The organism is Cellulomonas sp. RIT-PI-Y (assembly GCF_025642745.1).
Classification (GTDB): Bacteria; Actinomycetota; Actinomycetes; order Actinomycetales; family Cellulomonadaceae; genus Cellulomonas.
The window spans coordinates 19,529-31,829 of the sequence record NZ_JANZKP010000042.1 but is presented as its reverse complement, the minus strand read 5'-3'; the positions used below and the strand labels follow the sequence as shown (position 1 = coordinate 31,829).

The following is a 12,301-nucleotide window of genomic DNA, read 5'->3' as shown; positions in this document are numbered from 1 at the left end:
GCGGAGTTCGCCGTGCGGAACGGCATACCGACCCCGGATACGCGCGCATGACGACGGACGCCGGATGGGCGTCGATCATGCGGAGCGGGGTGGTGACCACGGCTCGATGCTCGCAGCTGGAACCGCGATCACCAAGAGCTGACCACCGATCGTCTCGGCGGTTGAGATGAGGGAGCGGCTCAGACCACGCCGTAGAGCCGGTCGCCCGCGTCGCCCAGACCCGGCACGATGTACGCCTTCTCGTTCAGGTGGTCGTCGACGGCGGCCACCACGATCTTCACGTCCACCCGGTCGCCGACGGCCTCCTCGACCACCTTGAGACCCTCCGGGGCGGCCAGCAGACACACGGCGGTGACGTCGCGGGCGCCGCGCTCGAACAGGTAGTCGATCGCCGCGACCAGGGTGCCGCCGGTGGCCAGCATCGGGTCGATCAGAAAGCACTGCCGGCCGGTGAGGTCCTCGGGCAGGCGGTTGGCGTAGGTGACGACGTCGAGCGTCTCCTCGTCGCGCTGCATGCCCAGGAACCCGACCTCGGCGGTCGGCATCAGGCGGGTCATGCCGTCGAGCATGCCGAGCCCGGCGCGCAGGATCGGCACCACCAGGGGCAGCGGCTCGGCGATCTTCACGCCGGTGAACGGGGCGACCGGGGTCTGGATGTCCACCGGGGCGGTGCGCACCTCACGGGTCGCCTCGTAGGCGAGCAGGGTCACCAGCTCGTCGACCAGCTTCCGGAACGTGGGGGACGAGGTGTCCTTGTTCCGCAGGACCGTCAGCTTGTGGGCGACGAGGGGGTGGTCGGCGACGTGCAGGCGCATGGCCCCAACCTACCGTGCTGCGGGTGGGCCCTGGGCGATCCGGGTGAATCCTGCCGGCGGGGGTCCAACGTCCCACGGGCCGGGGCTACCGCCGAGTAACCTCGGGTGCAGGCGATGACGGTTCCGAATGCCCCCCTGCCGGTGCCGTCATCGCCCTTCCACGTCCGTCGTGGGCCACCATGGAGCGGTGCAGCTCCCCGTGTTCGCCCGTCCCGACGATCTCACCGCGATGGGTCTCGCCCTGACCGAGGCCACCGCCTGCCTGGCCACCGGTGACGTGCCGGTCGGCGCCGTCGTGCTCGGACCCGACGGCGACGTGGTGGGCGCGGGCCGCAACCGCCGCGAGGCCGATGCCGACCCCACCGCCCACGCCGAGGTGCTCGCGCTCCGGGCGGCGGCACAGACCCTCGGTCGCTGGCGGCTGGACGACTGCACGCTGGTCGTCACCCTGGAGCCCTGCGTGATGTGCGCGGGCGCCACCGTGCTGGCCCGGATCCCGCGTCTGGTGCTGGGCGCGTGGGACCCGAAGGCCGGGGCGTGCGGATCCCAGTGGGACGTGGTGCGCGACTCGCGGGTCAACCACCGGGTCGAGGTGATCGGCGGGGTGCGCGAGGACGAGTGCGGCGCGGTGCTGCGCGAGTTCTTCGCCGCGCACCGGTCCTAGAGCCGTTCCGGGACCGAAGCCGTTCCGGGACCGGAGGCGTCCCGGTACCGGAGCCGCTGCGGTCCTAGAGGCGTTCCGCCAGGGTCACCAGGCTCTCCGAGGCGCCCGCGTCCCAGGTCAGGGTCGCCAGCGGGTCCCCCCGGGTCGCGCCCCGGTTCAGGATCACGATCGGCTTGCCCGCCTCCGCCGCGCGCCGGACGAACCGCAGCCCGGACTGCACGGTCAGCGACGACCCCGCGACCAGCAGGGCCTCCGCCTCGTCGACCAGGGCGTAGGCCTCGGCCACGCGTGGCGCCGGCACCGTCTCCCCGAAGTACACGATCTCCGGCTTCAGCATCCCGCCGCACGGCCCGGGACCGCCGTCCGGGTCCGGCTGCCAGCAGTCGGCGACCACGAAGTGCTGGGTCCGCTCGATCACCGCGTCCGCGTCCGGCGCGATCTCCACGTCCTCCACCGAGCCGATCGACTCCACGAAGCCGGGGTTCAGCTCCTCCAGCCGGACGGCCAGCTGCTCCCGGGACACCACCCGGTGGCACCGCAGGCAGATCACCCGGTCGTACCGGCCGTGCAGGTCGATCACCCGGCGCGACCCGGCGTCCTCGTGCAGCAGGTCGACGTTCTGGGTGATCACGCCGAGCACGGTGCCGTGCGCCTCCATCGACGCGAGTGCGCGGTGCCCCGGGTTCGGCTCGGTCCGGTGCACGAACCGCCAGCCCACGTGGTTGCGGGCCCAGTAGTGCCGACGGAACGCCTCGTCCCCGACGAACTGCTGGTACGTCATCGGGGTGCGCGGCGGCGAGTCCGGTCCGCGGTAGTCCGGGATGCCGGAGTCGGTGGACACCCCCGCGCCGGTGAGGACGACCAGCGGGTGACCCCGCAGCAGGTCCACCACCCGATCCGCGTCGGCGGGATGCGGGCGGGTGGCGGGGGCGGTCCAGATCACGACTCACGGTACGTCCGGGCGGCCCCGGCGGCGGGGTGCGTTTGCTCACGGCGGAGCGACCGGTTCGATCCGGGGTGGATCGTCGGCTAGAGTTGCCGCCGAGGTAGCGTGTCCGAGCGGCCTAAGGAGCACGCCTCGAAAGCGTGTGTGGGTGAAAGTCCACCGTGGGTTCAAATCCCACCGCTACCGCCAGCTCGAACGAAGCCCCCGCCGGTGAACGGTGGGGGCTTCGTGCGTCAGTGCCGCCGTCCGGTCAGGGCACGAGGTGTCCCGCCGCCCGGAACAGCTCGTACCACTCGGCCCGGGTGAGCGGGACGTCGGACCCGGCAGCCGCATCCGCGACCCGCGACGGTGTGGTGGTGCCGAGCACGACCTGCATCTGCGCGGGGTGGCGGGTGATCCAGGCGACGGCCACCCCGGTGGGGGTCAGGTCGTACTTCGCGGCGAGCCGGTCGAGGACGTCGTTGAGCTCGGGGTAGGTGTCCCGGTCGCCGAGGAACACCCCGTCGAAGAACTTCTTCTGGAACGGCGACCACGCCTGCACCGTGATGTCGTGCAACCGGCAGTAGTCCAGGATGCCGCCGCCGTCAGAGGTGATCGACTGGTCCTGCCCGGGCATGTTCGACGCGACGCCCTGCGCGATGATCGACGCCTGGGTGAGCGACAGCTGGAGCTGGTTGGCGACGATCGGCTGGGTGACCGACGTCCTCAGCAGGTCGATCTGGCGCGGGGTGTGGTTCGACACCCCGAACGCCCTGACCTTCCCGGACGCCGAGAGCTGGTCGAAGGCGCGCGCGACCTCGTCCGGCTCGACCAGTGCGTCCGGGCGGTGCAGCAGCAGCACGTCGATGTAGTCGGTGCGCAGTGCCCGCAGGGACGCGTCGACCGAGGAGGTGATCTCCTCGTAGGAGTAGTCGAAGTACGGCCCGTCGGGCACGATCCCGCACTTGGTCTGGATCGTCAGTTCAGCCCGCTGGGACGAGGTGAGCTGCATCGCCTCGGCGAACCGCGCTTCGCACTGGTGCATCTCGGTGCCGTAGATCGCAGCGTGGTCGACGAAGTCGACGCCGTTGTCGCGCGCGGTCCGCACCAGATCCTGGATCTGGTCGTCGGACTTGTCGGCGATCCGCATCAGTCCCAGGACGACGTTCGGGGCGACGATGTCGGTGCCGGCCAGGGTCACGGTCTTCATGGCGTCTCCTCAGCAGGGGTCACGGTGCTCACCGAGCGTACGGCGGCCGTTCCGGGTGTGCCGGGTTCCGGAAGGGGCGGGGCCGGATCCATGCGGGGGTTCTCCACCCCGCCCCCGCCGCGAGGGCACTGCGGTCCTGCGTGGGCCTCAGCCCGGTCCGCGCAGGTCGTCGAGCAGGCTCGCCACCTCGGCGACGACGAGATCCGGTTGCTCGCGGGGGATGAGGTGCCCGCTGTGCTCGGCGACGACCAGCGTGCTGTCGGAGGACAGGGAGAGCATGCGGCGCTGACCGTCCTGCCAGAGGCGTTCGAGTTCCCGGCCGGTGGCGGTGTCGATCCCCGCGGCGGCGTAGTCCTGGGGCAGTCCGCGGGCGATCACCCGCACGGGGAGGTCGCCGAGGTCCTGGCCGCGGAGGGCCGCCTCGGTGGCGCCGATCCGGTCGGCCTCGTCGCGTTGAGTGGCGAAGTAGGTCGGTGAGGCCGTGACGTCGAGGAACTCCTCGCGATACTCGGCCGGGACGAGCCCGTCGAGCAGCGCGCCGCCGCCGACCCGGAGCGCTCCGGTCGCTTTGAGCGTGGTGGGGATCCAGGTCGGCCACGACGACGTGCCCGCGCCGTCGGGCAGAAGGGCGGCCGTCCGGGCGGCGTCGTCCTCCGGGCGTGCGTCGACGAGGACCAGTCCGGCGACCTCGTCCGGGTGCAGCCGCGCGTACTCGCGGATGTACAGGCCGCCCAGGCTGTGCCCCACCAGGACGTACGGGCGGGGTGCGTCGATCTCACGCAGGGCGGTGCGCAGGTCGGAGACGACGGCTGAGGCGGTGCGCGGCTCGTCGGCGGCCTCGCTCCATGCGGTACCGGCGCGGTCATAGCTCACGACGGTGGTGGTCGTGGAGAGTCCGCCGGCCACCTGCTGCCACCCTGAGGCCACCTCGCCGCTGCCCGCCTCGAGCACGACCGTCGGGCCTCCGGTGCCCTGGACGACGAGGTGCAGCCGGTGGCCGCCGACGTCGACTAGTTCTCCGGGCATGGGGCGCGCCTCCCGGCCGGCCGCGGTCCGCGCGTTCTCGACCAGCACCGCCACGCCGACCAGGCCGATCACGAACAGGGGGATCAGGGCGGCGACGACGTATCGACGGTGACGCTTTGTGAACACGACTGTACTCATAAAACGGGATGCTAGCACGACTGTGTACAATCGATCGGTGCCCAGGCTGATCGACCATGCGGAGCGGGACCGGGTCATCGCCGCCGCTGCGTGGAACGTGCTGACCCGCGACGGTGTGCTCGCCTTCTCCGTGCGCAACGTGGCCGACGAGGCCGGGCTCGCGACCGCGTCGTTGCGTCGGCGCTTCCCGACGCAGGACGCCTTGCGTGTGTACTGCCTGCGGCTCGTCTCGGCTCGGGTCGAGGCCCGCATCGGGGCGATCACGATCGATGCCCGCGAGGATCCGCGCGGGTTCGCGCTGGAGTGTCTCGTCCAGCTGCTCCCGCTCGATGCCGAGCGCCGGGTCGAGATGGAGGTCTTCCTCGCGCTCGCCTCCCTGGCGCCCACGAATCCGGCCGTCCGGGTCGCGTACGGCGAGGCGCAGGAGGCGATCGCGCGGATCTGTCGCGCGGTGGCGGGCGGCTCTACCGGCGGGGTGGAGCCGGACGAGGTGCCGTCCCCGCGCTCGCGGCGGTTGCACGCGCTGCTCGATGGGCTCGCGCTGCACCTGGTGCACCAGGCCCCGGAGGACGACACGGCGTGGGCGGTCGAGCTGCTGGCAGACGAGCTCGGCGATGCGCTCACACCGTCGCGGCGAGCTTCCGGACGGTCGACGCGACAGCCCGGGGGTTCTCCCAGGCGGTGAAGTGCCCGCGGTGTGCGAGCCGCTCGAACGACCGGATGTCCATGTAGCTCTCGCGCCCGAGCGAGCGCGGGGCCGAGGCTGCGCCCATCGCCGGTTCGCCCAGCGGTGACCCGGCAGCTGTCAGTTGACGCCGGCGGCTCCCGTGCCCACCGCGGCGGGCCCGCGCACGGTGGGCTCCGCGCGACCGGGCCTGATCCCCGCCGCGTCCTACACTCCGCCCCATGCCCACCCCGGCCGCCCTCGGTGCCTGGTCCCGCGAACGCCGGACCGAGGTCCGCCACGCCCTGCCGCTGCCCGCCCGTTCCGCGTCCCGGGCCGCCATCCAGGCCGAGCGTCACCCCGCCCTCGCGGTCCCGACCGAGTGGCCCGCGCACGACCATCCGCAGCACGAGCTGATCTGGCTCCGTGGCGGCACCCTGTCCGCCCGGGTCGGCGACCGGCTGTTCACGATCGCGGAGGGATCCGGGCTCTGGTTGCCCGCCGGGGTGGTCCATGCCGGCCGGGTCACCGCGGGGGTGGAGCTGCACGACGCGTTCTTCGCCCCGGAGCGCACGCCGCCCGGGTTCGACGGCGGGGCACGGGTGATCGCGATGACGCCGGTGCTGGAGTCGTTGCTCGATCATCTGGGCCGCGACGATCTGGACCCGGGGATGCGGGCGCGGGCGGAGGCGGTGGTCTTCGACGTGCTGGAACCGGGGGAGCGGCGGTGGGAGCTGCCGTTGCCGGGGGACGCGCGGATCGATCCGATCGCGGAGGCCCTGCTGGCGGACCCCTCGGATCGGCGGGGACTGGCGGAGTGGGCGGGTGAACTCCGTCTCGGTGAGCGGACGATCACCCGGGCGTTCCGGGCGTCGACGGGGCTGTCGTTCGTGCAGTGGCGGCGGGCCGTGCGGGTCCATCACGCGGTGGCGTCGCTGGCCGAGGGGCGGGAGGTGCAGGTGGTGTCCGAGCTGCTGGGATACGCGCAGCCGAGCACGTTCATCGAGGCGTTCCAGGCGGTGATGGGCTGCACGCCGGGAGCGTTCACCGCTGGCCGGAGAACCGTATCGGCTGGCCCGGGATCCTGATTGCGGTCAGCGGGGACCGCGTCGTAATCTTCGCTTAGGTAAGGCATCCCTCACTACGCGCGGGCGAGCGCGGCCAGGGGCCACCACCCCTCCGCCGCGACGAATCAGGACCTCATGACCGATGACCGCACCGGGCTGCGCGGTGAGCAGCTGCTCCTGCGCTACGGCAGGACCGCGGTGGTGCACGGCGTCTCGGTGGCCCTGACGCCGGGACGGGTCACCGCGCTGGTCGGGCCGAACGGCAGCGGGAAGTCGACGCTGCTGCGGGCGCTGGCCCGGCTGCACAAGGTCGACGAGGGCCGGGTGCTGGTCGGCGAGCGCGAGCTGTCCCTGCTGCATGCCCGGGAGTTCGCCCGCGAGGTGACGCTGTTCAGTCAGTCGCGCCCGTCCCCGCAGGGGCTGACCGTGGCGGAGGTGGTGGCCTTCGGGCGGCACCCGTACCGCCGGGGGTTCGCCGGGCTGACCGCGGAGGACCGCCGGCTGATCGAGCACGCGATGGCCGTCACCGGGGTGCAGGACATGGCCGAGCGCGCCGCGGGCGAGCTGTCCGGCGGGGAGATGCAGCGGGTCTGGCTGGCCGCCTGCCTGGCGCAGGACACCGCGGTCGTGCTGCTGGACGAGCCGACGAACCACCTCGACCTGCGCTATCAGGTGGAGACGCTGGACCTGGTGCGCGACCTGGCCGAGGAGCACGGGGTCGCGGTCGGCATCGTGCTGCACGACCTGGACCACGCCGCCCGGGTCGCCGACGAGCTGGTGCTGATGAGCGCCGGGCGGATCCACGCCGCCGGCGACCCGGCCGTGGTGCTCACCTCCGAGAACGTGAGCGCGGTCTACGAGCTGCCGGTGGAGATCGGCGCCGACCCGCGCAACGGACACCTCCGCATCGACCCGGTCGGCCGCTACACGGCCCGGGGTCGGCGCGCCCTCCCCGCACCATCCCCGATCCGAGAGGACCAGACATGACCCGCGTCAAGCGCCTGGCTGCCGTCAGCGCGACCGCGATCGCTGTCGCCCTGACCGCCGCGGCCTGCGGCACCACCACGGTGGAGGCCCCGGCCACCACCGCCGCCTCCGAGGCGACGTCCGAGGCCTGCGCCCAGGACACCACCGCGACCTCCACCGACCCGGTCTCGCTGACCGACGGGGTGGGCCGGACCGTCGAGTTGGACAAGCCCGCGTCCCGGGTGGTCGTGCTGGAGTGGCAGCAGATCGAGGACGCGCTGACCCTGTGCGTCACGCCGGTCGGCGTCTCCGACCCGGAGGGCTATGCCACCTACGTCAGCGCGGAGACCCTGCCGGACACCGTGACCGACCTGGGCACCCGGGGCGAGCCGGACCTGGACGCGCTGTACGCGCTGGACCCGGACCTGATCATCGTCGAGGCGTTCAGCGCGGACGACGACCTGATCACCCAGCTCGAGCAGCGTGACGTGCCGGTGCTGGCCACCCTGGGGGCGGACGGCTCGGACCCGATCGGCAACATGGAGAACGTGTTCTCGATGATCGCCGAGGCCACCGGCCGGACCGAGCGCGCCGAGGCGGTGCTGGCCGACTTCGACCAGTACCTGGCGGACGCCAAGGAGAAGGTCGCCGACGCGGACCTGCCGACCACCGACTTCCTGTTCTTCGACGGCTGGATCGAGGGCGGCAACGTCGTGATCCGCCCCTACGGGCAGGGCGCGCTGTTCACCGCGCTCGGCGAGCAGCTGGGCATGACCTCCGCCTGGACGAACGAGATCAACGACGCCTACGGCAGCGGCGGCGTCGACCCGGCCTACGGTCTGGCGCAGACCGACATCGAGGGCCTGACCGCGGTCGGCGACGCCAACCTGTTCTACTCCAGCGACGACACCGCGGACAGCTACGTCACCGAGCTGGAGAAGAGCTCGATCTGGACCTCGCTGCCCGCCGTGCAGGAGGGCCGCGCGCACGCGTTCCCGGCCGGGGTCTGGGGCGCGGGCGGCCCGCTGTCCTGCCAGCAGGCGATCGACGCGTACGTCGACGCGATCCTCGGCTGAGTGCGCGCCACCGGGACCCTGACCCCCGGGCGTGAGCGGACCGCCACGCCCGGGGTGGCCGGTGGGGTGGCGGTGCTCGCCGCCCTGCTGGTCGCCGTCGTCGTCACCGGGCTCTGGCATCTGACCCAGGGCACCTCCGGGTTGGGGGCGGCCGATCTGCTGCGCGCCCTCACCGGGGGGCAGATCGACGTCGGCGGGGTCTCGGTGGCCGACATCTTCACCGGGTCGCGGCTGCCGCGGCTGCTGGCCGGGGTGGCGGTGGGCTTCGCCCTCGGCGCCGCGGGCGCACTGCTGCAGTCGGTGACCCGGAACGTGCTGGCCTCGCCGGACACCCTGGCGGTGACCGCAGGGTCGTACTTCACGCTGACCGCGGTGGCGGCCTTCGGCCTGGCGGTGCCGCTGTGGGCCTCCGGAGCGGTGGCCTTCGCCGGGGGACTGCTGGCCGCCGGGGTGGTGCTCGGTCTGACCGGCCGGGCGGCCGGCACGGCGACCACCCGGCTGATCCTGGCCGGGTCGGCGATCGCGATGGCGCTGGACGCCGGGACCGCGATGCTGCTGATCCTGTTCAAGGAGAACACCACCGGGCTGTTCGCCTGGGGCAGCGGGTCGTTGGCCCAGCTGAACCTGGACGCCTCGCGACGGGCCGCGCCGTTGATCGTGGTCGTGCTGGTGGTGGCGCTGCTGCTGTCCCGGCGGCTGGACGTGCTGGGGCTCGGCGACGACGCCGCGTCCTCGCTCGGGGTCCCGGTGCGCTCGACCCGGACGCTCGCGGTGGTCTGCGCGGTGCTGCTGACCAGCACCTCGGTCACGCTCGCGGGGCCGATCGCCTTCGTCGGGCTGGGGGCTCCGGTCGTGACCCGGCTGATCGGCGCCAAGGTCCGCGGACTGCACCGGCACGCGCTGCTCGTGCCCGCGGCCGGGCTGCTCGGCGCGCTGCTGATCCTGCTGGCGGACGCCGTGCTGCGCGCCGTCGTCGGCGCCCAGGGCGCGACCTCCATCCCCACCGGCCTCCCGACCGCCCTGCTCGGTGGCCTGGTGATCGTGGTGCTCGCACTGCGGCTGCGGGACGCCGGCGCCGCTCGGCAGGCGGGGTCGGCGGGCTCGCGGCCGCGCAGCCGGCGCCGGTTCGTGATCGCGCTGGTCGTGGTCGCGACGCTGCTGGCCACGGCCGTCATGCTCGGGCTGTTGTCCGGGACGCTGCAGCTGCGGACCGGTGACCTCGGGCTGTGGCTCCAGGGCGACGCGCCCGACCTGGTGACCCGGGCGCTGGACGAGCGCTGGCCACGGATCCTGGCGGCGACGCTGGCCGGGGCGGCACTGGCGCTCGCGGGCACCGTGGTGCAGTCCACCGTGCGCAACCCGCTGGCCGAACCGGGGCTGCTCGGCATCACCGCCGGGGCCGGACTGGGCGCGGTGCTGGTGGTGACCTCCGGCATCGCGGGCGGCCGGCCGGTGCTGGTGCTGATGGCCGTGCTGGTCGGTCTGGCGACCTTCGCGCTGATCACGGCGCTGGCCTGGCGCGGCGGGCTGTTGCCGGACCGGTTCGTGCTGGTCGGCATCGGGATCGGCTACGCACTGAACGCGGTGATGACGTTCCTGCTGCTGCGCTCCGACCCGTGGGAGACCCCGCGCATCCTGACCTGGCTGTCGGGCACCACCTACGGCCGGATCCTGCCCGACGTGATCCCGGTGGCGGTGGCCCTGGTGATCGCGCTGCCGATCGCCTTCGGTCTGCGCCGTCGGCTCGACCTGCTGGCCGTCGACGAGGACACCCCGCGCATCCTGGGCATCCGGACCGAGCGCGACCGGCTGGGGCTGCTCGCGCTCGCGGCAGTGCTGGCGGCGGTCAGCGTGGTGGCCGTGGGCACGGTCGGATTCGTCGGGCTGGTCGCCCCGCACCTGGCCCGCGCCCTGGTCGGCGCGCGGCACGGCCGGGTGATCCCGGTGGCCATGCTGCTCGGGGCGCTGCTGGTCTGCGTGGCGGACACCCTGGGTCGCACCCTGATCGCGCCGTCGCAGCTGCCGGCCGGGCTGATGATCGCGTTGATCGGTGCGCCGTACTTCGTCTGGTTGCTGCGACGATCCCGGACATGAATCACGAGGAGTGGGGCGCGGGCGAGCCCCTGCTGCTGTTGCACGGCGGGTTCTGCTCGATCGAGTCGGTGCGTGCGCTCGGCGATCTGCTGGCCGACCGGTTCCGGGTGCTGGCGCCGGAGCGCGCGGGGCACGGCCGGACCCCGGACGTCGAGGGGCCCTACTCCTATGACCGTTGGGTGGCCGAGACCCTGGCCTACCTGGACGAGCTCGGCGTCGACGCGGCGCACGTGGTCGGGCATTCGGACGGCGGGATCGTCGGACTGCTGCTGGCCCGGGACCACCCGGAGCGGGTGCGCTCGCTGACCAGCATCGGCGCGAACCTGCACACCGACGCCTGGGTGCCGGACGACTACCCGCACCCCACCGTGACCGACCGGGCGTGGGACCTCCTGGTCGAGGAGTACGGGCGGCTGTCGCCCGACGGGGCCGGGCACGGCGACGCCGTCGTGGCCAAGCTGCACGCGCTGTGGGAGTCGGCGCCGGACATCGCGCCGGAGTCGCTGGCCGGGCTCGGGCGGATGCCGGTGCTGGTGATGTCCGGCGAGCACGACATGGTGGCGCGGTCGCACACCGAGTCGATCGCGGCGGCGGTGCCGGGGGCGGACCTGCTGGTGGTGCCGGGGACGACGCATCTGGTGGTGCGGGAGGCACCCGCGGTGGTGGCCGCGGCGGTCGGCCGGCTGCTGGGGGCGGACGGGCCCTGAGGCGGCGCGGTCCGGTCAGGCGTCCTCGCGGCAGTGGCGGTCCAGGTAGTCGAGCACCGAGTCCACGATGGCCTCGCGCAGCTCGGCCGGGAGCTCCGGGCCGACGAAGGTGAGCAGTTGGAGGAGGGGCCCGTTCATCAGGGCCAGCACGTGCACGACGTGGTCCGGACGGCGGTGCAGGTCGAACTCCGGCCCGAGGGCGGCGACCACGGAGGCCACCCGGGGCTCGTTCATCTCCCACAGGCGCCGTCGGATCCGCGGTTCGTGCGCGAGGGACTGGGAGGCCAGGTAGACCCCGCGGTACCGGCGGTCGGCCAGGCGTTCGTGCTGGGCGTCCAGGTTGACGGTGACCCGGGCGCGGAGATCGCCGTCGACCGGGACGAAGTCGGGCATCCGGAACTCGGCGAGCAGGTCCAGCAGGAGATCGATCGCGGTGGGCCAGTGCCGGTAGAGGGTGGCGCGGGAGACACCGGCCGCCCGGGACAGCTCCTGGTGGGTGAGCGCCGAGGGCCCGGCGTCGGCGAGGAGGTCGACCGCCGCATGCAGGGCCGCCTCGCGTGTGCGCGCCGTCCGTGGGTCCACGTCGCTCCCGTCCCGTCCGCGATCCGCACCGGTCGATGCGCCGGTCATGATGCCAGAGGACCACTTTGTGAGACAATCTGTTGCATAAGTGAGACGCTGTCGTACGCTCTCCGCACCCACCAGGATCAGGAGCACCGACCGTGAGCACCCCGACGCATCGCACCGCGGCATCCGCCGTCGTGCTGCCGAGTGCCCGGTCGCCCCGTCCCTGTTGTCCGAGCCCGCGATGTCGGGTCGCGCGTCGCTGACGACGCCACCACCCGCCTCTCGCTGACCGCGCGCTGACCCGCGCCCGGTCCCCGAGGCCCGGCCCGGGCGACCCCTCGCCCCGGCCGATTCCCCGCACCGCACCGCGCCCTCGTCGCGG

Annotated in this window: 12 protein-coding genes and 1 tRNA gene; 8 read left to right on the top strand and 5 right to left on the bottom strand. The window is 73.2% G+C overall.

The genetic code is table 11. From position 1 onward, the window contains the following. Window positions 1-179: 179 nt before the first annotated feature. Window positions 180-815, bottom strand: a complete 636-nt coding sequence (gene upp, locus OGL89_RS12815) for a uracil phosphoribosyltransferase (RefSeq protein WP_263120539.1) — start codon at window positions 813-815, stop codon at window positions 180-182. Between the two features lie 229 nt (window positions 816-1,044). On the opposite strand from upp, the gene OGL89_RS12810 reads away from it, so the two are divergent. Continuing rightward, on the top strand, window positions 1,045-1,479 hold the full coding sequence (locus OGL89_RS12810) for a nucleoside deaminase (protein WP_263120542.1): 435 nt from the start codon (window positions 1,045-1,047) through the stop codon (window positions 1,477-1,479). Window positions 1,480-1,543: 64 nt separating this feature from the next. Here OGL89_RS12810 and OGL89_RS12805 read toward each other — a convergent pair whose 3' ends face one another. Further along, window positions 1,544-2,419, bottom strand: coding sequence for a Sir2 family NAD-dependent protein deacetylase (locus OGL89_RS12805; RefSeq protein WP_263120541.1), 876 nt, complete (start codon window positions 2,417-2,419; stop codon window positions 1,544-1,546). Between the two features lie 105 nt (window positions 2,420-2,524). On the opposite strand from OGL89_RS12805, the gene OGL89_RS12800 reads away from it, so the two are divergent. After that, window positions 2,525-2,614, top strand: a tRNA-Ser gene (locus tag OGL89_RS12800). 61 nt (window positions 2,615-2,675) lie between these two features. Here the strand turns inward: OGL89_RS12800 and OGL89_RS12795 are convergent. Together OGL89_RS12795 and OGL89_RS12790 are read right to left on the bottom strand one after the other, a co-directional pair. Beyond that, window positions 2,676-3,614, bottom strand: a complete 939-nt coding sequence (locus OGL89_RS12795) for an aldo/keto reductase (protein ID WP_263120538.1) — start codon at window positions 3,612-3,614, stop codon at window positions 2,676-2,678. Between the two features lie 147 nt (window positions 3,615-3,761). After that, window positions 3,762-4,766 carry an alpha/beta hydrolase gene (locus OGL89_RS12790; RefSeq protein WP_263120537.1) on the bottom strand — a complete coding sequence of 335 codons (1,005 nt, stop codon included), beginning with the start codon at window positions 4,764-4,766 and terminating at the stop codon, window positions 3,762-3,764. On the opposite strand from OGL89_RS12790, the gene OGL89_RS12785 reads away from it, so the two are divergent. The 6 genes from OGL89_RS12785 (at window position 4,759) to OGL89_RS12760 (ending at window position 11,352) form a co-directional block, all read left to right on the top strand. After that, window positions 4,759-5,463, top strand: a complete 705-nt coding sequence (locus OGL89_RS12785; RefSeq protein WP_263120536.1) for a TetR/AcrR family transcriptional regulator — start codon at window positions 4,759-4,761, stop codon at window positions 5,461-5,463. The genes OGL89_RS12790 and OGL89_RS12785 overlap by 8 nt on opposite strands. Before the next feature lie 221 nt (window positions 5,464-5,684). Beyond that, entirely contained in the window at window positions 5,685-6,530 is an 846-nt protein-coding gene (locus OGL89_RS12780) for an AraC family transcriptional regulator (RefSeq protein WP_263120535.1), read from the top strand. 114 nt (window positions 6,531-6,644) lie between these two features. Then, window positions 6,645-7,496, top strand: coding sequence for an ABC transporter ATP-binding protein (locus tag OGL89_RS12775; protein WP_263120534.1), 852 nt, complete (start codon window positions 6,645-6,647; stop codon window positions 7,494-7,496). Then, window positions 7,493-8,551, top strand: a complete 1,059-nt coding sequence (locus tag OGL89_RS12770) for an iron-siderophore ABC transporter substrate-binding protein (protein WP_263120533.1) — start codon at window positions 7,493-7,495, stop codon at window positions 8,549-8,551. The genes OGL89_RS12775 and OGL89_RS12770 overlap by 4 nt, the downstream gene beginning before the upstream one ends. Beyond that, on the top strand, window positions 8,552-10,645 hold the full coding sequence (locus OGL89_RS12765; protein WP_263120532.1) for an iron ABC transporter permease: 2,094 nt from the start codon (window positions 8,552-8,554) through the stop codon (window positions 10,643-10,645). Next, window positions 10,642-11,352 carry an alpha/beta hydrolase gene (locus tag OGL89_RS12760; RefSeq protein ID WP_263120531.1) on the top strand — a complete coding sequence of 237 codons (711 nt, stop codon included), beginning with the start codon at window positions 10,642-10,644 and terminating at the stop codon, window positions 11,350-11,352. The genes OGL89_RS12765 and OGL89_RS12760 overlap by 4 nt, the downstream gene beginning before the upstream one ends. Before the next feature lie 15 nt (window positions 11,353-11,367). Here the strand turns inward: OGL89_RS12760 and OGL89_RS12755 are convergent, their stop codons facing one another. Next, window positions 11,368-11,982 carry a TetR/AcrR family transcriptional regulator gene (locus OGL89_RS12755; protein WP_263120530.1) on the bottom strand — a complete coding sequence of 205 codons (615 nt, stop codon included), beginning with the start codon at window positions 11,980-11,982 and terminating at the stop codon, window positions 11,368-11,370. Between the last annotated feature and the right edge of the window lie 319 nt (window positions 11,983-12,301).

Excerpts from the sequence above, each read along its gene's own strand:
- upp (WP_263120539.1), bottom strand. The coding sequence starts at position 815 with ATGCGCCTGCACGTCGCCGACCACCCCCTCGTCGCCCACAAGCTGACG.
- OGL89_RS12810 (WP_263120542.1), top strand. The coding sequence starts at position 1,045 with ATGGGTCTCGCCCTGACCGAGGCCACCGCCTGCCTGGCCACCGGTGAC.
- OGL89_RS12795 (WP_263120538.1), bottom strand. The coding sequence starts at position 3,614 with ATGAAGACCGTGACCCTGGCCGGCACCGACATCGTCGCCCCGAACGTC.
- OGL89_RS12780 (WP_263120535.1), top strand. The coding sequence starts at position 5,685 with ATGCCCACCCCGGCCGCCCTCGGTGCCTGGTCCCGCGAACGCCGGACC.
- OGL89_RS12775 (WP_263120534.1), top strand. The coding sequence starts at position 6,645 with ATGACCGATGACCGCACCGGGCTGCGCGGTGAGCAGCTGCTCCTGCGC.
- OGL89_RS12770 (WP_263120533.1), top strand. The coding sequence starts at position 7,493 with ATGACCCGCGTCAAGCGCCTGGCTGCCGTCAGCGCGACCGCGATCGCT.
- OGL89_RS12760 (WP_263120531.1), top strand. The coding sequence starts at position 10,642 with ATGAATCACGAGGAGTGGGGCGCGGGCGAGCCCCTGCTGCTGTTGCAC.
- OGL89_RS12755 (WP_263120530.1), bottom strand. The coding sequence starts at position 11,982 with ATGACCGGCGCATCGACCGGTGCGGATCGCGGACGGGACGGGAGCGAC.